At 43.3% G+C, this 21,193-nt stretch carries 21 protein-coding genes and 1 tRNA gene; 14 read left to right on the forward strand and 8 right to left on the reverse strand.

Annotation, left to right across the window (positions count from 1 at the left end):
* Positions 1 to 310 precede the first annotated feature (310 nt).
* The 7 genes from IM507_RS14480 (at position 311) to IM507_RS14510 (ending at position 8,797) form a co-directional block, all read left to right on the forward strand.
* On the forward strand, positions 311 to 2,881 hold the full coding sequence (locus tag IM507_RS14480) for a DUF3536 domain-containing protein (RefSeq protein WP_287637255.1): 2,571 nt from the start codon (positions 311 to 313) through the stop codon (positions 2,879 to 2,881).
* 245 nt (positions 2,882 to 3,126) lie between these two features.
* A complete protein-coding gene (gene trpB, locus IM507_RS14485; protein ID WP_123230259.1) occupies positions 3,127 to 4,374 on the forward strand; it encodes a tryptophan synthase subunit beta in 1,248 nt (415 codons plus the stop codon).
* Positions 4,375 to 4,474: 100 nt separating this feature from the next.
* Complete coding sequence (locus IM507_RS14490; protein WP_271936036.1) at positions 4,475 to 5,464, forward strand: CAP domain-containing protein; 990 nt, start codon at positions 4,475 to 4,477, stop codon at positions 5,462 to 5,464.
* Positions 5,465 to 5,620: 156 nt separating this feature from the next.
* Positions 5,621 to 6,250, forward strand: a complete 630-nt coding sequence (locus tag IM507_RS14495; protein ID WP_002735888.1) for a ribonuclease D — start codon at positions 5,621 to 5,623, stop codon at positions 6,248 to 6,250.
* 347 nt (positions 6,251 to 6,597) lie between these two features.
* A complete protein-coding gene (locus IM507_RS14500; protein ID WP_002756255.1) occupies positions 6,598 to 7,248 on the forward strand; it encodes a DUF3318 domain-containing protein in 651 nt (216 codons plus the stop codon).
* Positions 7,249 to 7,362: 114 nt separating this feature from the next.
* Positions 7,363 to 8,358, forward strand: coding sequence for an anti-sigma factor antagonist (locus IM507_RS14505; protein WP_002738169.1), 996 nt, complete (start codon positions 7,363 to 7,365; stop codon positions 8,356 to 8,358).
* Positions 8,345 to 8,797: an ATP-binding protein gene (locus tag IM507_RS14510; protein ID WP_002756253.1), complete on the forward strand. Its 453-nt coding sequence runs from the start codon at positions 8,345 to 8,347 to the stop codon at positions 8,795 to 8,797. The genes IM507_RS14505 and IM507_RS14510 overlap by 14 nt, the downstream gene beginning before the upstream one ends.
* 6 nt (positions 8,798 to 8,803) lie before the next feature.
* Here the strand turns inward: IM507_RS14510 and IM507_RS14515 are convergent, their stop codons facing one another.
* Genes IM507_RS14515 through petN form a run of 4 tightly spaced genes read right to left on the reverse strand, consistent with a single transcriptional unit; the run spans position 8,804 to position 11,841 of the window.
* Positions 8,804 to 10,249, reverse strand: a complete 1,446-nt coding sequence (locus tag IM507_RS14515) for a serine/threonine-protein kinase (protein WP_002738071.1) — start codon at positions 10,247 to 10,249, stop codon at positions 8,804 to 8,806.
* A 46-nt stretch (positions 10,250 to 10,295) separates the two neighbouring features.
* On the reverse strand, positions 10,296 to 11,549 hold the full coding sequence (sbcD, locus tag IM507_RS14520) for an exonuclease subunit SbcD (RefSeq protein ID WP_002777928.1): 1,254 nt from the start codon (positions 11,547 to 11,549) through the stop codon (positions 10,296 to 10,298).
* A 42-nt stretch (positions 11,550 to 11,591) separates the two neighbouring features.
* Positions 11,592 to 11,735, reverse strand: a complete 144-nt coding sequence (locus IM507_RS14525; RefSeq protein WP_002736416.1) for a hypothetical protein — start codon at positions 11,733 to 11,735, stop codon at positions 11,592 to 11,594.
* Positions 11,736 to 11,751: 16 nt separating this feature from the next.
* Positions 11,752 to 11,841: a cytochrome b6-f complex subunit PetN gene (petN, locus tag IM507_RS14530; RefSeq protein WP_012265708.1), complete on the reverse strand. Its 90-nt coding sequence runs from the start codon at positions 11,839 to 11,841 to the stop codon at positions 11,752 to 11,754.
* Between the two features lie 414 nt (positions 11,842 to 12,255).
* On the opposite strand from petN, the gene IM507_RS14535 reads away from it, so the two are divergent.
* A complete protein-coding gene (locus IM507_RS14535; protein WP_002777927.1) occupies positions 12,256 to 12,651 on the forward strand; it encodes a hypothetical protein in 396 nt (131 codons plus the stop codon).
* A gap of 201 nt (positions 12,652 to 12,852) precedes the next feature.
* On the forward strand, positions 12,853 to 13,953 hold the full coding sequence (gene aroB / locus IM507_RS14540) for a 3-dehydroquinate synthase (protein WP_123230255.1): 1,101 nt from the start codon (positions 12,853 to 12,855) through the stop codon (positions 13,951 to 13,953).
* Here aroB and IM507_RS14545 read toward each other — a convergent pair.
* A complete protein-coding gene (locus tag IM507_RS14545) occupies positions 13,930 to 15,066 on the reverse strand; it encodes a geranylgeranyl reductase family protein (protein ID WP_287637256.1) in 1,137 nt (378 codons plus the stop codon). The two genes, aroB and IM507_RS14545, sit on opposite strands and share 24 nt — an antisense overlap.
* Before the next feature lie 238 nt (positions 15,067 to 15,304).
* Between IM507_RS14545 and IM507_RS14550 the strand changes: the two genes are divergently transcribed.
* Both IM507_RS14550 and IM507_RS14555 read left to right on the forward strand, forming a co-directional pair.
* A complete protein-coding gene (locus IM507_RS14550; RefSeq protein WP_287637257.1) occupies positions 15,305 to 16,489 on the forward strand; it encodes an AAA family ATPase in 1,185 nt (394 codons plus the stop codon).
* Complete coding sequence (locus IM507_RS14555; RefSeq protein WP_002756225.1) at positions 16,489 to 17,079, forward strand: DUF4276 family protein; 591 nt, start codon at positions 16,489 to 16,491, stop codon at positions 17,077 to 17,079. The genes IM507_RS14550 and IM507_RS14555 overlap by 1 nt, the downstream gene beginning before the upstream one ends.
* 134 nt (positions 17,080 to 17,213) lie before the next feature.
* On the opposite strand, the gene IM507_RS14560 is transcribed toward IM507_RS14555, so the two are convergent.
* Positions 17,214 to 17,606 carry a DUF4278 domain-containing protein gene (locus IM507_RS14560; RefSeq protein WP_024970527.1) on the reverse strand — a complete coding sequence of 131 codons (393 nt, stop codon included), beginning with the start codon at positions 17,604 to 17,606 and terminating at the stop codon, positions 17,214 to 17,216.
* Positions 17,607 to 17,915: 309 nt separating this feature from the next.
* Here IM507_RS14560 and IM507_RS14565 point away from each other — a divergent pair, with 309 nt between their 5' ends.
* Both IM507_RS14565 and IM507_RS14570 read left to right on the forward strand, forming a co-directional pair.
* Positions 17,916 to 18,089 carry a hypothetical protein gene (locus IM507_RS14565; protein ID WP_199309408.1) on the forward strand — a complete coding sequence of 58 codons (174 nt, stop codon included), beginning with the start codon at positions 17,916 to 17,918 and terminating at the stop codon, positions 18,087 to 18,089.
* A gap of 21 nt (positions 18,090 to 18,110) precedes the next feature.
* Positions 18,111 to 19,160 carry an AI-2E family transporter gene (locus IM507_RS14570; protein ID WP_002737465.1) on the forward strand — a complete coding sequence of 350 codons (1,050 nt, stop codon included), beginning with the start codon at positions 18,111 to 18,113 and terminating at the stop codon, positions 19,158 to 19,160.
* Position 19,161: 1 nt separating this feature from the next.
* Here IM507_RS14570 and IM507_RS14575 read toward each other — a convergent pair.
* Positions 19,162 to 19,234, reverse strand: a tRNA-Gln gene (locus tag IM507_RS14575).
* A gap of 126 nt (positions 19,235 to 19,360) precedes the next feature.
* Here IM507_RS14575 and IM507_RS14580 point away from each other — a divergent pair.
* Positions 19,361 to 19,546 (forward strand): hypothetical protein, encoded by a 186-nt coding sequence (locus tag IM507_RS14580; RefSeq protein WP_002736073.1) that lies wholly within the window; start codon positions 19,361 to 19,363, stop codon positions 19,544 to 19,546.
* Here IM507_RS14580 and ctpC read toward each other — a convergent pair.
* On the reverse strand, positions 19,536 to 20,828 hold the full coding sequence (gene ctpC / locus IM507_RS14585) for a carboxyl-terminal processing protease CtpC (RefSeq protein ID WP_002737617.1): 1,293 nt from the start codon (positions 20,826 to 20,828) through the stop codon (positions 19,536 to 19,538). The genes IM507_RS14580 and ctpC overlap by 11 nt on opposite strands.
* Positions 20,829 to 21,193: the final 365 nt, after the last annotated feature.

Below are 21,193 nucleotides of genomic sequence, written 5' to 3' on the forward strand. Positions count from 1 at the left end.
TAGGAACGCAAATGGCGATCGCTTTTTGGGCTGCAGCAGGAGCGATCGCATCTCTCTTAGGGTAGAACGCTGATGGCAATAGTCAACAGCCTACCGGGAAAAGCTAGATTTTGTCACAAAATTTAGTATTACTTAGTGCTGTGTATAGAGAAGTTGCGAATTGTTAACCCTAGCTTTGCTAGGAACGCAAAATATGATATTGTGACACCAAGTCCGTAAAAAACGGCAAGGTTTTCAGTTTTTTAAAACATCAGGTCGCTACATTCTACAGCTATTTTCGCTCAAAAAAACCGATTTTCTAGGCATTTCTATGACTTATCTTGTTGAAAATCCTTCTACAACCTTTTATTCCTATACCGACACGGGGGTTGATCCCCTAAAAATCGCTCACGGAGTTTATATCACGGTTCACGGACATTTTTACCAACCACCGCGAGAAAATCCCTATCTAGACAGAATTGAACGGCAACCGAGCGCCCATCCCTTCCACAATTGGAATGAACGCATCCATCACGAGTGTTATCGTGCCAATGCTTTTGCGCGCATTTACAATGACCGGGGGGAAGTGCTCAAAATAGTTAATAACTACGAATATCTCAGCTTTAACATCGGGGCCACCCTGATGTCATGGATGCAATCCCACGATCCCGAAGTTTATCAACGCATCCTGGCAGCGGATCAAAAAAGTTGTCAACGCTTAAACGGTCATGGTAACGCCATCGCCCAGGTCTATAATCATATCATTCTGCCCCTAGCCAACAAACAGGACAAATACACCCAAATTCGCTGGGGAAAAGCCGATTTTCAGCACCGTTTCGGCCGGGATCCCGAAGGAATGTGGTTAGCAGAAACAGCCATTGATTTAGCCACAGTGACAGCTTTAATCGATGAGGGGATTAAATTCACCATTTTAGCCCCTTCCCAGGCCCTGCGCTGTCGTCCTTTCCCTAGCGACCATGATCCCCATCCCCAATGGCACGCGGTGGCCGGAGGTCAAATCGATCCCACCCGTCCCTATCGCTGTTACATCCCCGATGGTCGTTATCTGGATATTTTCTTCTACGATGGTCCAATTTCTCGCGATATGGGCTTTAATGATGTCCTAGCCAGCAGTGATTTTCTCGTCGGTCGTCTGGGACAAGCAATTAAAGGGGATCATCGTCCCTCCCAGTTAATCAGCGTCGCTACCGATGGGGAAACCTTCGGCCACCACAAACGGGGGACAGAGAAGTGTCTTAGCTATGCTTTTACAGAATCTTTCCCTAAAAACGGCTGGACAGTCACCAATTTCGCCCATTATCTCAGTATTTGCCCCCCCACTTGGGAAGTGGAATTAAAACCCGTGACCGCGTGGAGTTGCGTCCATGGCGTAAATCGTTGGCAGGATGACTGTGGTTGCGGGGGAGGGGGAAATTACCAGCAAAAATGGCGTAAACCCCTGCGGGAGTCCCTAAATTGGCTCAGAGATGAGTTAATTAAGGTCTATGAGATTCAAGGACAGGAATTTTTCCGCGATCCTTGGCAGACAAGGGATAACTACATTGCAGTTATTTTAGATCGATCCCCAGACGCGATCGAACATTTCCTGGCTGTGCATCAAAGTCGTACCCTGAGTAAAAGCGAGAAAATCGATGCTTTGCGTTTATTAGAAATGCAAAGACAAGCTTTATTGATGTTTACCAGTTGTGGCTGGTTTTTTGAGGAAATTTCTCGACCTGAAGGTACGCAAATTTTGAGATATGCTGGCCGGGCCCTGGAATTAGCTGGAGAAGTGGCCGGAATTCAATTAGAAATGAATTTCCTCAGTCGTCTAGCTTTCGCCCCCAGTAACGTTAAGTTATATCAAGATGGGGCTGATGTCTATCGACAATTGGTCACTTCTGCGCGGGTCGATTTGGAACGGGTGGCGGCCCATTACGCCATTAGTTCCCTATTTACCAATTATCCCAGTCATCATCGGATTTATTGTTACAATGCCCGTCAATTAGATTATCAAAAACAAGCGATCGGGTCTTTAACTTTAGCGGTGGGACAGGTGGAATTAACCTCGGAAATTACCCAAGAAAGTGAACATTTTGTCTTTGCTGTTCTACATTTAGGAGGTTGGGATTTTTACTGCTGCATTCAACCGTTTAACAGTCGGTTAATCTACACCAATCTTAAGGATCATCTCTTTGAATCTTTACAACAGGCCAGTGTTTCGACCATGATCGTAGAAATGGGGCGCGGATTGGGAGAAAACTTCTTTGCTTTACCCCATCTTTTTGCCGATGAAAGACACCGAATCATGCAGAAGGTGACAGCCGAAACTAAAAAACGTCTCGATCAATTATACACCCAAGTTTATCGGGATAATTACGGCATTTTAGCGGCTTTCCAACGGGATGAGCTGCCCGTACCTCAAGAGTTACAGGTAGCGGCCGATATTGCCATTTCTCACCGTTGTTTACAGGTGATTAATGCCCTAGAAAAAGATTTTGAGCATCGGCAAGTGACGGAGAATAATCTCGATCAATTATTTGCTATTGCTAAGGAAGCCAATCATTTACACTGTCAATTAAACATCCCCGAAGCGCGTCAAATCTTAGAAAGTCTGCTCTGGCAATCTCTTGAGAAATTATTACACGATGGCGATCCTTTAACGGCGGAGGAGGATACTCGTCTAATCACCCGTTTAATTGAAGTTAGCCAACAATTAAAGCTAGGATTATCCCTTGATCGCTCTCAGGAGTTATACTATTATTATTTCCATGATCGTCTAGTTCCTAATTCTTTGCGGTCTAATTTAATAGGTGCTGCCTGTCCCTGGCCGATGACTCAATTAAAGTGGTTATTACTATTAGGACAGGTGTTAAAAGTTGATGTGAGTATTTGGCTGTGAAATCAGTCAAAGGGTGGGCAATGCTCACCCTTTAATGATTAAGTGGGTTATACTAAATCCGGTTATTAAAAACTGATTATTTATTCCCCCTTTTGCCCCTTGCCTCTTGCCTTTTGCCCGTCCTGATATATAGCCTATACTCAACGGATTTAGTATTAGGTGATGATTGCCCTAGAACTCAGGTTAACCCAGAGACTAAACCCTTAGATTTATAATGGATCATAAGTCTCTCATTGAAGGTTTACATGACTATCACGCCGATTTATACCGCCTCAGCCAGCACAGTAACCCAGTATCCCGATGCTTTTGGGCGTTTTGGACGCTACGGGGGCAAATACGTCCCAGAAACCCTGATGCCAGCCTTAAGTGAACTAGAAACGGCCTATAATCAGTATAAGGACGACCCCGATTTTCAAGAAGAATTAAATCAACTGCTCAAGGATTACGTCGGCAGACCTAGTCCCTTATATTTTGCCGAACGTCTCACCGCCCATTATGCCAAAACGGACGGTACTGGGGCGCAAATTTACCTAAAACGGGAAGATTTAAACCATACCGGGGCCCACAAGATTAATAACGCCCTTGGTCAGGTTTTATTAGCCAAACGCATGGGTAAAAAGCGAATTATCGCCGAAACCGGGGCAGGACAGCACGGCGTGGCCACCGCTACGGTTTGCGCTCGTTTTGGTCTAGAATGCGTGATTTATATGGGAATTCACGACATGGAACGCCAAGAACTCAATGTTTTCCGCATGAGACTGCTTGGCGCAACGGTGCAACCCGTGGCCGCCGGGACGGGAACCCTGAAAGATGCCACCTCGGAAGCGATTCGCGACTGGGTAACAAATGTGGAAACTACTCACTACATCCTCGGTTCTGTGGCAGGTCCCCATCCCTATCCGATGATGGTGCGCGATTTTCATGCGATTATTGGTCAAGAAACTCGTCAGCAAAGTCTGGAAAAATGGGGCGGTTTACCGGATATTCTCCTCGCTTGCGTGGGGGGTGGTTCTAATGCTATGGGTTTATTTCATGAGTTTGTTAAAGAAACTGCCGTGCGTTTAATTGGTGTTGAGGCTGCCGGGGAAAGTATCGCCTCTGGAAAACACGCCGCCACCCTTACCCAAGGTCAACCGGGGGTTCTACATGGAGCAATGAGTTATTTATTACAAGATAGCGAAGGTCAAGTTATCGAGGCCCACTCCATTAGTGCCGGTTTAGATTATCCCGGAGTCGGGCCAGAACATAGCTTTTTAAAAGATAGTGGTCGCGCCGAATATTACAGTGTTACCGACAAGGAAGCACTAGAAGCTTTTCAACGAGTTTCCCGTTTAGAAGGGATTATTCCGGCCCTAGAAACTGCCCACGCTTTAGCTTATTTAGAAACTCTTTGCCCGCAAGTAAGTGGTAGTCCTCGCATTGTTATTAATTTCTCTGGACGGGGTGATAAAGATGTGCAATCGGTGGCTAAATATTTATCGATGAATGGTTAACAGTGAGCAGTTATCAGTTAACAGTTATCAGAGGGACAGCTATTGTGCATCTAAATTTTATATTCATTTTGACCTATTCTCTGTTCTAGACTAGCTTAATATGAAAAGTTCTTTTAAGAAGGGTTATCAGTTAGGAATTTTGATGCTTGTATCGACAAGTTTAATGGCCTGTAGTGCCTTAAACTATAGCTCTTTTACGGAACTTGTACCATCTTTCTCTCCCGCTCCTTCTCCCTCTCCTTTAGATGCGGCAACTTTACTTGTTTTAGAGAATAAAATCTATCAACAGGTAAATCGCTATCGTCAATCTCGCAATTTATCTCCCCTACTGTTAAATCGGGCAATTTCGCAACAAGCAAGATTACATAGCCAACGTATGGCCTCGGGTTTAGTTCCTTTTAGTCATCAAGATTTTGACAAAAGAGTGCAAACTATTGGCGTTTCGGTTCCCTATGAAGCGGTGGGGGAAAATCTGGCAGTTAATCAAGGTTATGATGACCCAGTAATGATTGCTGTGGATGGTTGGATTAAAAGTCAAGGTCATCGGGAAAATATGAAGGGAGATTTTGATAGTACTGGGATTGGAGTAGCGACGGATAATCAAGGAAAATTGTACTTTACTCAAATATTTTTAAAACGTCAATCCGCTCCCGTTTCTACTAATCCCCTTAGCTACGATTCTATCGGGAATCAATCTTTTTTTATTACCCTCGAAGAAAACACTAATTATCAAGTTAATCGCTACCGAATTTCTCAAAATTTACCGCCCCTACGTCTCGATGCTCGTATTAGTCATGAAGCGCGCTTATTTAGTCAAAAAATGGCCAATAAACAGGCTCCTTTTAGTCATGATGGTTTTGAGGGAAGAGTCAAGGCAGTACAAAGGAAGATTCCTTTAGAAAAAATGGGCGAAAATTTGGCTTTTATGAAGGGATATCCTGACCCCGTTAGCGTTGCCGTCAAGGGTTGGATTAATAGCCCCGGTCATCAAAAAAATATGGTTGGTGATTATAATCTTACCGGTATCGGTATCGCTAAAAATAATGCTGGTGAATATTATTTTACACAACTTTTTGTTAAAAAGCGTTGACAAAATGGTCATGATGATATTTAAATTTAATTATCAGTTTTTAACATCAGTTATCAGTTATCAGTTATCAGTTATCAGGGAAATAAAGGCAGTCGTGCGATAGGCAAAAGCATGACAAATTTCCCTCCTGTCTCCTATCTCCTATCTGCTAACTATATGAACTTAGACAATTTTCAAGTGTGCGATCGAGATTTAAGCGATGACCTATTATCCCGTTATCTAGGGGTTAATTCGATCGCTGTAGATACAGAAACTATGGGATTAATCCCAGGACGAGATCGACTGTGTTTAATTCAACTCTGTGATCCCAGTGGTTTTGTCACCGCTATTCGCATTTTTAGGGGGCAAACAGAGGCTCCTAATCTCAAAAAGGTCATGGAGGATGAGCGGATAGAAAAAGTCTTTCATTTCGCCCGTTTTGATGTGGCTCAATTGTCCCAAACTTTTGGCATTGCGACTCAACCGATTTTCTGTACCAAAATCGCCAGTAAACTGGCTCGGACTTATACTAGCAGTCACGGTTTAAAAAGTCTCGTGCAGGAATTAGAAGGCATAGAATTAGACAAAACCGCTCAAAGTTCTGATTGGGGAAATGCCGTTAATCTTACCCCAAAACAACTGAGTTATGCCGCCAACGATGTGCGCTATTTACTCTCAGTGCGAGATAAATTAATTGTGATGCTGCAAAGAGAAGAAAGATGGGAATTAGCCCAAAAATGCTTTAGTTGTATCCCCATCTTCACCGCTTTAGATTTACAGCAGTATAAAGATATATTTGAGCATTAGTCAGCAAAAGTTACGGTCTATTTAATAAGTAAATAGAAGATAAATTTTGTCTTTTATCCCCCCTGCCCCCCTTGATAAGGGGGGTGCCGATAGGCGGGGGGATCGCCCTTAATAAGGGGGTATCTGACAATTTTTAACACCCACCTACTTAGTATGATTGACTCCCAATCGAACTTTAAAAACCCAGTTATGGATTGTTTCTCCCCACTTCCCACTTCCCTCACTGATGACTGATCACTGATCACTGAAAATACTTCCTAGGGCTAAAAGCTGCCAAGATCAGAAAAAAGACCGCTATGATCGAAAATGGAAATCATCGTCATTGGTAGAGAATAGGTAAAAAATCTATGACATCTTATGCGGCCTCCTCTGCACGAGCCGAAATGAGCGAACTTCGGCGCCTAAAAACCCTGCTACCCCCAGAATTACAAAGCTGGGTAACGGTAGAAGGTTCCACAGAGATTAACCCCCCCCTGATCCGTTGTGAAGAAATTGGCAGAGATGAGGTAGAAATTCAGATAGATTTGGCAAAATGGGAAAATTTAGCCATCGATCAGCGTAATTTGCTCTTTTGGCATGAAGTGGCCAGGATTCAAAATGATAGTATTCCCCGGGAAGGCTGGGAAATGGCCGCCCTCGCTATTGGTTTAGGTGGTGCGGTGGGGGAATTATGGGTACAGGACGGTTTATTATTGCTCTTGGCCATGGGATTGTGTGGGATTTCTGGTTATCGTCTCTGGCGCAAAAATAATGGCGATAAAATTCTCAAAGAAGCGATCGAAGCCGATGAAAAAGCGATCGCCTTGGCCACTCGTTTCGGTTATTCTCTTCCCAACGCCTACAAGAGCCTAGGCAGTGCCTTTAAAACCCTAATCGAACAAACACCTAACCGTCGTCTGCGTAAGCGTTATGAGACCCGTTTAGATGCCCTAAGGAAGAGTGCGGCGAAAGCGAAATCCCAAACCCAAGGCCGTCCGCCTTTAGGTGAGATTCGTTAGCCGATAATCACAGGTAATCTGTAACATTGCCTATTGGTATTTGGGGAAAAGTGTAGTAAACATTTAAGTGGGTCATCAGGCCTTGTTCATCTATCAAATCATCTTTTTGTGTCGATGACTTCCCAAATCCCTGAAACGCGTTTTCTGATCATTCCGATGGAGTATCCCATTTTGCGGATACCCGATCGCTTGACTGTCCTGGAAGCACTACAGTTCAAGGATATCTTTCACCATCTCATCACCCAAACACCCACTCCCGAAAAAGTCATTCTCGATTTCAATGCCACTCAATTTATGGATAGTAGTGGTGTGGGTGCTTTGGTGCATAATCTCAAAGCGGCCAGGGCAGAAAATATCGAGTTAGTGCTGGTTAACGTCCATCCCCCAGTGATGGGGGTTTTATCGATTACGGGACTAGATCAATTATTCACTTTTCAAACCCCCCCCCTAGCACCCCAAGAAAATGGCTTTACTGCCACTGAAAACCATCTACTGAAAACCCATCCCTCGATTCGTAGTTGGTTAAAGCGCGGTCTTGACCTTGTTGGTGGGATCGTGGGTTTATTGATCACGGGGGTTATTTTTGTCCCCATTGCTATCGCTATTAAGTTAGATAGTCCGGGTCCGATTTTTTTTAGTCAAACCCGCTGCGGTTGGTTGGGAAAGCAATTTAAGATTCTTAAGTTTCGTTCCATGTGTGTGGATGCAGAAGCACTCAGGGATAAAATCCCCAATCAAGCGCAGGGAGCTTTTTTTAAGAATAAAAATGATCCCCGGATTACCCGGGTAGGAAAATTTTTACGTCGCACCAGTTTAGACGAATTCCCCCAGTTTTGGAATGTGATCATTGGTGAAATGAGTCTTGTTGGCACTCGTCCTCCCACCCCCGATGAAGTGGAACGCTACGATGTTCCCCAATGGCAACGTTTAGATGTAAAACCCGGTATGACGGGAGAATGGCAGGTGAATGGTCGCTCTCAGGTGCATAATTTTGAAGAGGTAATTCAACTAGATTTGCGCTATCAAGAAAATTGGAGTTTAAGCTACGATCTACGACTGATTTTTAAAACAATTTTGATTCTCTTTCAAAAAAACAGTGGTGCCTTCTGAAGTCTTAATTTCCCCTTCTTTCCCCCTTCAATTCCATCTACAAGTCCGGACGGAATTGGCAGCTCTAATCCCAGTCCTACAATGGTTTGAATCCCACGGCTGCCCTTTTTTACCTGAGTCGGTGCTTTGGCAGTGTAAGGTGGCTTTAGCAGAAGGATTTACTAATACTGTCCGTTACGCTCACAAAAATTTACCCCCAACTACACCCATCGATCTAGAATTAACTTTTTCGTCCCATTCTCTAGAAATAAAAATATGGGATCACGGTCAACCTTTTGATCTGCAAGCAAAACTTGATTCTCCACAACAAGATCCCGTCGCACCTTTGGAAATGGAAAGCGATCGAGGATTACTTTTGATGCGTTCTCTTACTGATACTTTACAATATATCCGCACTGGCGAAGGGAGAAACTGTTTAATTCTCCAGAAAAGTTTTTAAGTCAATTTATCCCCTGCTAGAAACTCTGTCCATAGCACAGGTTTCCAGACGAGAAAAAAGAATTATCCCACCCCCCACACCCCACACAAGGGTGGGGAGATGTCCAGGGGGTGCTTTGAGAGAGAAAGTAATTTGATCGTAGTATAACCACTTGTTATTAACTCGCCAACCGACTTTTGACCCAAAATCGTTCCATTTTTGTTGATCATAATTGCCGCTTCCTCCCAAACTTTCATAGATTCTTTTCTGAACAGATATACCGAATTTTCCCTGACTATATTTTAACCAGAGTTGATTGATAGTGGCTAAATCTTCACAGGGAAAGTTATCTATGTCTTCTATCTTAAGATATTTTTCTTTAGTTCGATCGGCAACTTTTAAGAAGAGATTAGCCGTTTCTTGATCTGCCTCTTGCCATTTTTCTTGCGCTAAGAAATCCCGTAGGTTAGTGTAATCAATTTCCTTGGCACTTTTGAGGTTAATTTCCTCCCTGGTGGCGGCTGGAAAAACTGGCAAAACTGTTTCTTGAATTGTATTCTGTGATCGGGGTTTTGGCGGAATCACTACGGCTAATTTTACCGCTAACTCTTGCAGGACTTCCCCGGCTGATTGATAACGTTTTTTGGTGCCAAATTCAATTAATTTATCTAAAATTTTACCTAATTCAACACTAACAGGATTATTAATCAGGTGCTGTCTCCATACCCATTCATGTTCACTCACATCGAATAATTCAAAGGGAGATATTCCCGTTAATAAATAGATACAAGTGACTCCCAAACTATATAAATCACTGCTATTAATCGCTTTGCCATTACTTTGTTCTGGAGCGATATATCCCGGCGAACCGATCACTGTTCCTGTTAGAGAAAGATTAGCAATGGTTATAAATTTAGAGGCACCGAAATCCACTAAAATTATTTTATTATCGCTGGGTCTCCTAATTATATTAGCTGGTTTAATATCTCGATGAATGACTCTTTTGGCATGGATAAAATCAAGAATTGGCAAAATTTCTAATAAAAGATGTTTGATCTTTTCTTCATTGAAAACTCCTTCGCTTTGTAATTCTTGTTCTAGATTTTGTCCTTCAATATATTCTTGAACAAGATATTGTCGCCCATCATTGCTGGTAAAATAGGCATAGAGCGAGGGAATTTGTGGGTGTTGACCGAGATTATCTAAACTAATCGCTTCTTCTCTAAATAATTCCGCAGCTTTCTTGAGGGCATTACTATCTTGAGCGCTAGGAAAAAATTGTTTAATCACACAATAAGGTTGAGAAGGTTTATCCTCATCAATTGCTTGAAAAGTTTTACCGAAACCTCCTTGACCAATTAATTTTATAGAACGATAACGATCTTTTAGTAATAATTGAAAGCGACATTTTTGACAGAATTTATCCGTAGGATCATTGTTATATAGACAATCGGGATTAAGACATAAACTCATTGTTAGTTCAAACAGGGATAGGGAAGCTGTTTCAGTAAACTGATAACTAAATCGAGGTTTCTTCCTCTAGCCAAATTTCTGGCTGTTGATTTAATAAAAGCTGGGCTGCCTCTAACATATCATCAACAATATCGCGCAAATCTTTCTTATTATCGATATAAGCTTTTAACGCTTCCATCGGATCTAATTGATTACCCACCCCTAATTCCGGTAAACGGGGACGGGTTAATTGACTAATTAATTCCGCCCGAATACTATAACTATGGGCAGTTTTTAACGCTTCGTCAAGCTGATTGGTGTTGATTAGTTCTAATTGTTCACTGCGAATTTTATAAACTAAGCGGATAACTGCTTCCTGAATATCGTGTTTTTTGAGAGCTTTCAGCAATTCTTTTTGGGGGTTTTCTGCCTCGGAAACATCCACTTCGATGGAACGGAAAGGACGCACGGGTAAAGGACAAAATTCCCATTTAACCTCTCCTTTAGCCACTTCTATTAAAACATAGCCCTTATCTTCTTTTTCCTCGCTAAAATCCACTCGATCGATGCTCCCCGGATAGACAATGGGCGGATCATTGCTAGGATTAAGATTTTGATGTTTGTGAACATGACCGAGGGCAACATACTCGAATTGTGGACGATTTAGTAGCGATAAAGGCACGGTAAAACCTTTACCAACCGCTAAAAGTCTTTCTGCTCCTAGACTAGCTCGATCAGCCATTAAATGGGCTAATAAAACTGTTGGTACACTTGTATCTAATTGGCGAATTTCTCCTTCTAACACCGGTTCCAAACGGTTAATTAATAATTCATTTACCCCACTCAAGGATAAACCCTCGGTTTCGGGACGGGTTAAGAGAGTGGCGCGGGTTAACCAGGGTAAAGTAATTACTTGGATATCGCCGTTGCGGGTGGTGATGCGATGGGTGGTCAAGCGATCGCCAACAATAAAACCCGGCACCGCTAGGGTACGATAGATGGAGAGACTGACACCGCCATTACCATGAGAATGTTGATCGTGATTACCCACTAATAACACTGTCGGGATATTAGCATCGGCAAGACGACGGAATTGACTGGCAAAAGCTTCGTGAACAAAAGGAGGAGGAGTGGCATCGGGAAAGGCATCTCCCCCAAAAAGCACTAGATCCACAGGGGTGGCAATAGCCCGATCGATACAGAGGCTTAAACTGCCCATAAAATCCTCGAAACGAGTATTTAATCCCGTTTTTGGATTTAAACGTCCATGGGAAAAACCGCTCCCCATGTGAATATCCGATAAGTGCAGTATTTTAATCATAGTAAAGGAAAAACAGGCGTAATTAAGTACACCTGTTCGGGATTATTTTCCTAATTTTTTATCGCCATCTTGACGACGGCGATCGCGCCATTCTGTAGTCGTCAGGTAGAGAATGCCACCACTGACGATAACGAGGAGAATTAAGGCGACTAGAAAGAGAGTGTTCAGAATCAAGGATGTTTCCATGGTATCTATAGATTACCTAGAAACCGTTACGACCCCAAACCACCATGGCGATCGACCAAGTGAACAGGGCGAGAATGCTAACCCAACCAAGTGTCAAAATATCCATAATTGCCTTTGTTAAACGAATTACTTGCGAGTTGACACTCTCCGCCCTAAAAGTGCGGAGATTCTTGGGCTGAATCTTGCCGCTACTAGCAAAGCTAATTTTGGTCTTACAGTTTCATGTCTAGTCCGACTACACCTACAAGGTAAGCACTCTTAAAGACTACTCCCCAAGCGTAAATTTCTGTGTGTCCCACAGTATTTAATTGTTTTTCGCTCTTACCATGTGGACTTACGATGAAAGCTTTTGTACCAGTGATGGTTAGAGATTTAGGGATTACGGAGTGTCGCTTGTTTCCTGCGTTCCCAAAGTCAACGACTCAATTTAATGCTAACATAAAGTCGCCCTAAAGGGCGAGGTTTTCAACCCAAATTTTCGATAATACTTCATCAGTGACTCCGTTTTAGAGAGGCGATCGTGCAAATTACGCTCAAGGAAAGAATCGAATCCATACAGGTGGGGAGTATCTCGGCGCTGGCTTTCCTGGTTCCCTATCTGCTATTTTTAACTGTTGATCGACTATTTTTAGGGGGATCGCTTACAGTAATTGGCGCTTTTGTCAAGATATCCGGGGCGATAATTAGCGGATTTCTCTTCGGTGTCACCTATCGTTATGTCGTCCGTAACGACGATAATCCCCATCTCAAAGATGGTACAGTAGCAGCTTTTGCCCTAGTCCGCGGCCTAGTTCCCCTACAATTATCCACAGACTTGCTCGCTGACAGTGGGCAATTAAGTCTCTTTCTGGGAGAGAGCTTTATCTGTTTTTTATCCTCTCGTCTGCTCTTAGAGTTGACTAAGCTGCGTCAATAACCGATCATCTTTTTGCCTATCGGGAGTCAGGAGTCAGGAGATAGGAGTCAGGAAATAGGGTGATAAGGTTTTGGGGTGATAGGGTGATGAGACAACTTCCCCACACCCCACACCCCACACCCCACACCCCACACCCCACACCCCACACCCCACACCCCACACCCCACTTCCCCACACCCCACACCCCACACCCCACACCCCATGGCTATTTGTATTCCCGTTAATTTACCCGATCGCTCCTATAATATTCTGATCGAGAAGGGCAGTTTAGCCAATCTCGGTGCAGAAATGAGCCGGTTAAACTTAGGTAAAAAGGTTTTATTGGTTTCTAATCCCGAAATTTTTGACTATTACGGACATACAGCCGTTAATTCTCTAGAAAAAGCGGGATTTACCGTTTTTACACATCTGATCCCCGCCGGCGAAAATTATAAAACCCTCGATTCGATCGCCCAAGTTTATGATACTGCCCTCGCTCACCGGTTGGAACGTTCCTCGACTATGGTTGCCCTCGGTGGTGGTGTGATCGGGGATATGACCGGATTTGCGGCAGCCACATGGTTACGGGGCATTAATTTTGTCCAGGTTCCCACCACCCTGTTAGCGATGGTGGATGCTTCCATCGGGGGTAAAACTGGTGTTAATCATCCCCAGGGCAAAAATCTGATCGGGGCGTTTTATCAACCGAAATTAGTTCTGATCGATCCTGACGTGCTTAAAAGCCTACCCGTGCGAGAATTTCGGGCTGGAATGGCAGAAGTGATTAAATACGGTGTAATTTGGGATTCTGAGTTATTTCAACAGTTAGAAGACTCGGACAATTTAGCTAGTTTTTCTCAGATTGATGGCGAGCTATTGCAAACAATTATTACAAAGTCTTGCCAAGCTAAAGCAGATGTGGTATGCACAGACGAAAAAGAAGCGGGTTTGCGGGCGATCTTAAACTATGGTCACACGATCGCCCACGGCATTGAAAGTCTAACGGGATATACTAGCGTTAACCACGGGGAAGCGGTGGCGATGGGGATGGTGGCGGCAGGAGCGATCGCTGTTAAACTGGGAATGTGGACCGCCGGGGAAAATCAACGTCAAACCGATTTAATCGAAAAAGCCGCCTTAGAAACCCGTATTCCGCCTTTAAATGCCGATGAGATGGTTAATGCTCTTACTGCCGATAAAAAGGTTAAAGATGGCAAGGTTAGATTTATTTTACCAACGGCAATCGGCCAAGTTACCATTAGCGATCGAGTCACCCCCACCCTGGTGCGCGAGGTGTTATCACCAACCGAATCCGGGCAGTAAAAGCTTTTTCAATTGTTGCATCGCTTGTTCCGTAACATCCCGGTATTTTAAATCTCCCACGAGAATACGTCCCATCATTTGACTGGCGATCGGGCGTTTAACGGCGACATTGTAGGCGATTTGGGTAAATTGATAGAATAAACCGGCTAATTTGGCCGCTAAAGCCATATCTTCCCCCCATTCTTCCCGAATTATCCGACTATAGCCCGCTAAAGCCTGATTATCCCCGGCTAAAGCTCGATCGATCGCCTCGGCTGCCTTAACTCCCGTCAAAATTGCCGGACGGATACCCTCACCGATGAGCGGATCGAGAATACCCGCCGCTTCTCCTGCAATTAAGGCATTTTGGGCGTGTAGCGGTTGATTTCCATTCCAAAGGGCTAAAGCATACTCACTATAGCGATAATCCTGTAAATTCCAGTCCTTTTGACGGGCATAATTTAACAGTTGTTTTTTCAGCTCCTCGGATTTGATGCTGCCCTTAAAACAACCACCGCTAATTGTGTAACCATTAGACTTGGGAAAAGCCCAGATATAACCATTTTTTAGGGAACCAAAATCAAAAAAAGCTTTTTGGGGGGGAATAGTCGCTTCTGCGTTAGTAATTTCGAGAGTAGCCCCGATCGCTTCGTTTTTTGCTGGTAATCCCAACCAGCGACTGGTATTGCCCCTAACACCATCGGCAGCAATCAGATATTTGCCTGAAAATGTTCCTTGAGATGTGGTAACTTGCCAGTGATCTTGGACAAATTTGATCTGGGTAACTTCGCTGTTATCTTGGATAGTTGCCCCGACTGCGATCGCCTGTTGACCTAAAAAATCATCGAAACGATCCCTTTGTACCATCCACATCGGTTCTAGCATATTTAACTTAGTGGTGACGGCATCCCCCTGTTTCCAAGTAAACTCCACTTGCGTGACGGTATTCTCGATCACGGGGGTAAAGTCAAAATCAAACCATTGCTTAATTGCCGGGGATACCCCCCCACCACAGGGTTTATAACGGGGTAATTTCGCTTTATCGAGAATCAGAATCGATCGTCCCTTTTTAGCTAGATGATAACCCGCCGTCGCTCCTGCTGGTCCCGCACCGATGATAATACAGTCAAACATTTGTACTAATTTAAGTCGTTGAACAAATTTATAGACAATTTACGCTATTTTGGGCAACTTGTGTTGAGTCTGGTTTCTTGTCCCTTCCTCAGGCGGTTGAGCTTGCCTCTCTAGTTTCTAACTGATTTATCCCCCAATGTCCAAGAGAGTCTAATCTCTGGCTTTTTTGGCTAATTGATCAATTATCTTCACCTGATCAATCGTATAATCAAAAAAACTATAACGGCTCGATTATATCATGAAAATTGTTTCTATTAAAATAAAAAACTATCGTATGTTTAAAAATATACACATAAGAAATATTCCCCCTTTTTGTGTGATTATTGGAGCTAACGGCACGGGAAAATCTACTCTATTTGATATTTTTGGGTTTCTGCGAGATGCCCTTAAAAACAACATTCGCCAAGCTTTACAAATTCGCGGCGGTTATAGAGAAATTATCACTAGAGGTCAAGAACAGGAAGATATTGAAATCGAGCTGCAATTTCGCATGAAAATCTTAGATACAGAACGTCTGGTTACTTATCAAATCATAATTGGACAAAACAATAATCGCCCCGTTATCAAACGCGAAATACTTCGCTATAAACGGGGTGAACACGGTAAACCTTTTCATTTTTTAGATTTTCAACTTGGTCAAGGATATGCTATCACCAACGAAGAAGATTTTAGTAAACCGGATAAAGAACTCGATCGAGAAGAACAACAGCTAGAATCTAACGATATACTAGCAATCAAAGGATTAGGACAATTTCAACGTTTTAAAGCCGCTACAGCCTTTCGTTCTCTGATTGAAAATTGGCACGTTTCTGACTTTCATATTAGCGAAGCTAGAGGAAGTAAAGAAATATCTTACGCTGAACACTTATCCCCCACTGGCGACAATATAGCTACAGTTGCTCAATATATTTATCAACAATATCCCGAAATTTTTCAGCAAATTCTCGAAAAAATGAAACAACGAGTTCCGGGTATTTCCTCTGTGGAAGCCAAAGAAACCGAAGACGGTCGCTTGATTTTACGTTTTCAAGATCAGGCCTTTAAAGACCCTTTTATTGATCGCTATGTTTCTGACGGGACTATGAAAATGTTCGCCTATTTAATATTACTATTCGATCCCAATCCTCATCCCCTACTCTGTGTCGAAGAACCAGAAAACCAACTTTATCCTACTTTATTAAAAGAACTAGCCGAAGAATTCGCCCACTATAGCGATCAGGGGGGTCAGGTATTTGTTTCTAGCCACTCCCCCGATTTTATCAATGCGGTTCCACTAGCTAGTATTTTCTGGCTAATTAAATCCCAAGGTATCACCCAAATCCATAGGGCTGCCGATAGCGAAATCCTCAAAAACTTAGTAGCGGAAGGCGATTTACCCGGCTATCTTTGGAATCAAGGCTGGTTTGAAGGAGTAGAACCCTAATGAACTATGATATCGTATTTTTGCTAGAAGAGTCATCTATAAAAAATGTGTTAGAAGAACTTTTGCCTAAACTTATTCTCCGAGAAATCAGCTATATATGTATTAGTCATCAAGGTAAACAAGACCTAGCAAAATCTATTCCTATAAAACTCAAAGCTTTCAATAAATCTAGTCCCAATACCAAATTTATTATTGTCCATGATCAGGACTCCCACGATTGTCAAAAACTCAAAAAAGACCTAGGAGAAATTTGTCAAAATGCCAGTGATGCTCAAGTCTTAATTCGGATTATTTGCCATGAATTAGAATCTTGGTTTCTGGGAGATTTAGCAGCGGTGGCCAAGGCGTATAATTTAAATAGTCTCGGCCAAAAACAAAATAAAAGTAAATACAGAGAACCGGACCTGCTTAACTCGGCCAAACAAGAATTAAAAAAGCTAGTGAAAGAGTATTATGCAGGAACCCACTCTAAACAGATTGCCCCCCATCTTTCCCTAACTGAAAATAAATCGCGTAGTTTTCAAACTTTTATCCAAGGTATCAAAAATGTTGTGGAAATGATACAACGCCCCAATCCGAACCCGAACTAAAATAGACCTCGACCTAATATAATTAAAAGCCTGTAAACTCCTAACCAGGGTGATAATTTCTATCGATAAGATTTTTGCGCCCAAAAATATTCCCCCCGGCAGAACCGAGGGGAAAGTGGAGAAAAACCGCTAATCTAGCAGTTTAAGGCTAAGTCTTGGGATTCTTTTTTCAAGAGATTAACGAGGGTTTCATCCCCATTCTCTTGAGCGATTTGTAAACGACGTTCCAGACGAAGACGAATATTGCTCAGATGGACGCTAGAAAGGGTTTCCTCTTGCACGACAATAGGGGGTTTGACAACCGGCAACGGACAAGTGCTTGGGATGACTTGTCCAGCAAGATGAGGACGGGTGCTGTAGGCAACCCCACGATACTGACGATGCAGTTTCGGCTCTAATTGGAGCATATGGCGAGGATAATGGTGATTCCAGTCTTGACCTCGGTATTTACCCCCGATATCTCCAGTCTTCATCTCCAAGGGGAGAGAATCCCTTTCGTACTTAACTCCTCGATAGGCTAACATAATATCACTGACTCCCTGCAATGCTTTAAAGTGACTTTAATCCCCCTTGTCGTCCCTATTTAGGGTCAACAAACGAAAAGATCTTATTTCTTATTCTGTATCTATTTTTACATTTTGTTAGGGAAATTGAAAAAACTTTATAAAAATTTAATATTTTCTAGTTGGCCATAGTATCCTTTTCCGGCTGAGTTTGGTTGCCCACCAAAGGAGCCTCTAGGGATTTGAGGATTAAGGGGGATGATTGCCAGATTTTGAGCAATTTTTAACCTCTTCAGGGATAAGATAGTGCTGGTGTCCCCTAAACATTCATCTATGAGCGGCTTTATTATCAAAATAATCTTGATATCGGCTTTAATTTCCCTGGGAATTAAATATCTTGCCCCTTTATTATCGATCGCTCCTGGTCCTCTTAACACTTTAATTCTGGTTTTTACTCCTTTTCTGCTCACGGTTTTTGCCCTCTGGAGACGGACAATAACTGATTAGGAATTTTTCTCCTTACTCATCATGACTTTTGGCAGCAGCTTCGGTTTAGTCCTGTTAGTCTTTTGTCTGTTGATTCTCTGGCAGATTCGACAGATTCTTTTATTATTATTGATGGCGATTCTTCTGGCTCAGATTTTAAATTTGGCTGTGACTTGGTGGCAGCGTCATCACCTGAAGCGTTCCTACGCCCTAATTATCACCCTTTTTGGCTTCTTTATTGGTATTATCGGTATTTTTTTAGTAATTATACCCGCTTTAGTCCAACAATTTCGCCAATTATTTAGTTTATTACCCCAAGCGATAGAAAGACTCTGGGGACAAGTGCATCGTCTTGAGGATTATCTCGATCCTAGTCTGGCCAGTGTCTTTCCAGACTTTAAAACGCTGCTGGCTCAATTACAACCCCTAATTAACCAAATTGCTGGCCGGGGTTTGAGCATTTTTTACGGTACTTTTGGCATTATCCTCAGCTTACTGCTAATTATTGCCCTGAGCTTGATGATTCTCGCCGATCCTGCCGCTTACTACCGTTGCTTTCTGCGTTTATTTCCCGCTTTCTACCGTTCTAGGGTACGATCGATCCTAGAACACTGCGATCGAGATTTAAAAGCTTGGCTAAAAGGGATTTTCTGTCATATGTTGATTATGACCTTGGGCAGTTGTTTGGGTCTATCCCTGATTGGCATTCCCCTCGCTTTTTCCCAATCTATTCTCGCAGGATTTCTCACCTTTATCCCCAACCTCGGGCCGGTTTTAAGCACGATTTTACCCTTTTCTATCGCCCTTCTGGAAGCTCCCTGGCAATCCTGGGCGGTTTTACTACTCTACAGCAGTATTTATCTGTTAATTCAGTATTTCGACCATCATCCACCGTTGCCCATTTTAACAGTGCGGTCGCTCAAGCTCTTACCCGCTTTTACCCTGTTGGCCCAGTTGTTTTTTGCCTCGATTTTTGGCTTTTTAGGGCTATTTCTGGCGGTTCCCCTGACGCTTATTGCTCGTATTTGGCTCAAGGAAGCTTTGATCAAGGATATTCTCGATCATTGGCGGATTAGGGATAAAAAATCTTAAACTGGGGATCTAGGATTCGAACCTAGGAAATGGCGGGACCAAAACCCGCTGCCTTACCGCTTGGCTAATCCCCATTGGACAGACCTTTCTAATATTAGCATTTATCTCCCCGGTTTTGTCAAGAAGTTGATAAAAATTTTTTACTTCGGGATTGAGAGACGCTATAAACAAGGGAATAGAGGGATTAAGGAGAAAAATCTATGGATAATAGCGCACAAAACTGGTACATTGTTCAAGAAAATACGGGAATTTGTCAGATTATAGCCCTAGAAAACGGAAAAACCCCAGTTAATGGTCAATACTGGGGTCCTTTTGCCGAGCGGGGAGAAGCGATCGCCCGTCGGGTGGGTTTAATTCGAGCGGGCAAATGTCAACCTATTGTTTAGCGGTATTGGTGGGCGTTTTCTTGCCTTCAGTGATTTCTTTTTCCAAGATTTCAAAAGCTTTCTTGAATTGAGGATCCTGGAAAGTTCCCACCCGATCCCGTTCCTGTTGAAGATTTTTGCGCTCTTCCTCGCTCAGTTCCGACTCCACATCCGGATGAATACCATCTTTATTGATGTCGCGTCCGTCGGGGGTGAGATACTTGGCAATTGTCACCGCTAATCCGGAACCGTCACTAAGACTGCGTACCGATTGCACTAATCCCTTACCAAAGGTTTTCGTACCGACAATAACCGCCCGATCATGATCCTGTAAAGCTCCGGAGAGAATTTCACTGGCACTAGCGGAACCACCATCGACGAGAACAACTAGAGGTTTATTAGTCAAAGCTTGATTGTTGGCCCGTTGACGTTCCGTCACCCCTTTGCGATCAACCGTAGAGACAATTAAACCATCGGGTATCCACATCCGAGCGATTTCGATGCTGGCGTAGAGTAAACCACCGGGGTTGGAACGCAGATCGAGAATATAACCCTTCACCTGTTCAGCTTCCAATTCGCGAATCGCTTGACTCATATCGCCACTAGCTTGGGCGCTAAATTGATTGAGACGGATATAACCGACTTTACCGATCGGGGTGTTTTCTGTGTGGGCGCGTACCGGGTGAATTTCAATTTTAGCCCGGGTAAGAGTCAATTCTTTCTTCTCCTCACCCCGTTGAATCGTGATCTTAACGCTTGTCCCCACTTTGCCGCGGATCATGCTCACCGCTTGATCGAGTTCCATGTCTGCGGTAGATTTACCATCGATAGCGATAATCACATCTTTGGGCAGCACACCAGCTTTAGAAGCGGGAGTATCTTCAATGGGTGAAACCACGACTAACTGCTTAGTTTTCTCATCTTTGGTCAATTGAATCCCTACCCCGGTCAATTCTCCCGATGTATCGATTCTCATATTGTTAAACTCTTTGGGATCCATAAAACGGGTATAGGGATCATTGAGAGTTTTCAACATCTCGCGGATAGCGGTGTATGCTTCCTCTTGATTTTTGTAGGAACGATTTAAATACTGATTGCGGATGGCGTTCCAGTCCGATTGATTAAAAGTGCCATCTAAATAAGTGCGGTTGATGATCTGCCAAACCTCATCAACGGTTTCCTTGGGACTTTCCTGAAAAAAAGCTTGACTTTGGGAGAGTCGGAATCCCGCCCCCGTGACGGCGACGGTAGACAGGACCACTGCTGTAGCACCGAGAACAAGTCCGCGTTTGTTGATAACCATAGGTAATTTTCGGATAAATTAGGCTGTTCTTGCCGGAACGCTCTTTCGGGCTGACCGTCGAAATATCTTGGCAAAAAGGAGCGTTTAGGTTTACTGGAGACAGACAAAAGAACGCCTGTAGACTACTACTGTTATAACATTTATTATCTCTTTCTTTGTCAAACTGGTTATTTGAGTAGCGATCGAGTTGCCAGCAGCCCACCTCGCGACCTAAGATAGGGTTGGCTGAATAATGGTAAAAACCTTACAGGAAAGGGCTTTTAGCTTGATTGAGAGCTTCCCAAATGCACTTAAATCTGCTAGAATCTCTTAAAACCCTTGCATCACCCTTGCATCTTCTCTAATTAGTGCTAATGTACCGTAAA

Origin of the sequence: Microcystis sp. M20BS1, from assembly GCF_020245305.1 — a bacterium.
Taxonomy (GTDB): Bacteria; Cyanobacteriota; Cyanobacteriia; order Cyanobacteriales; family Microcystaceae; genus Microcystis; species Microcystis ichthyoblabe_A.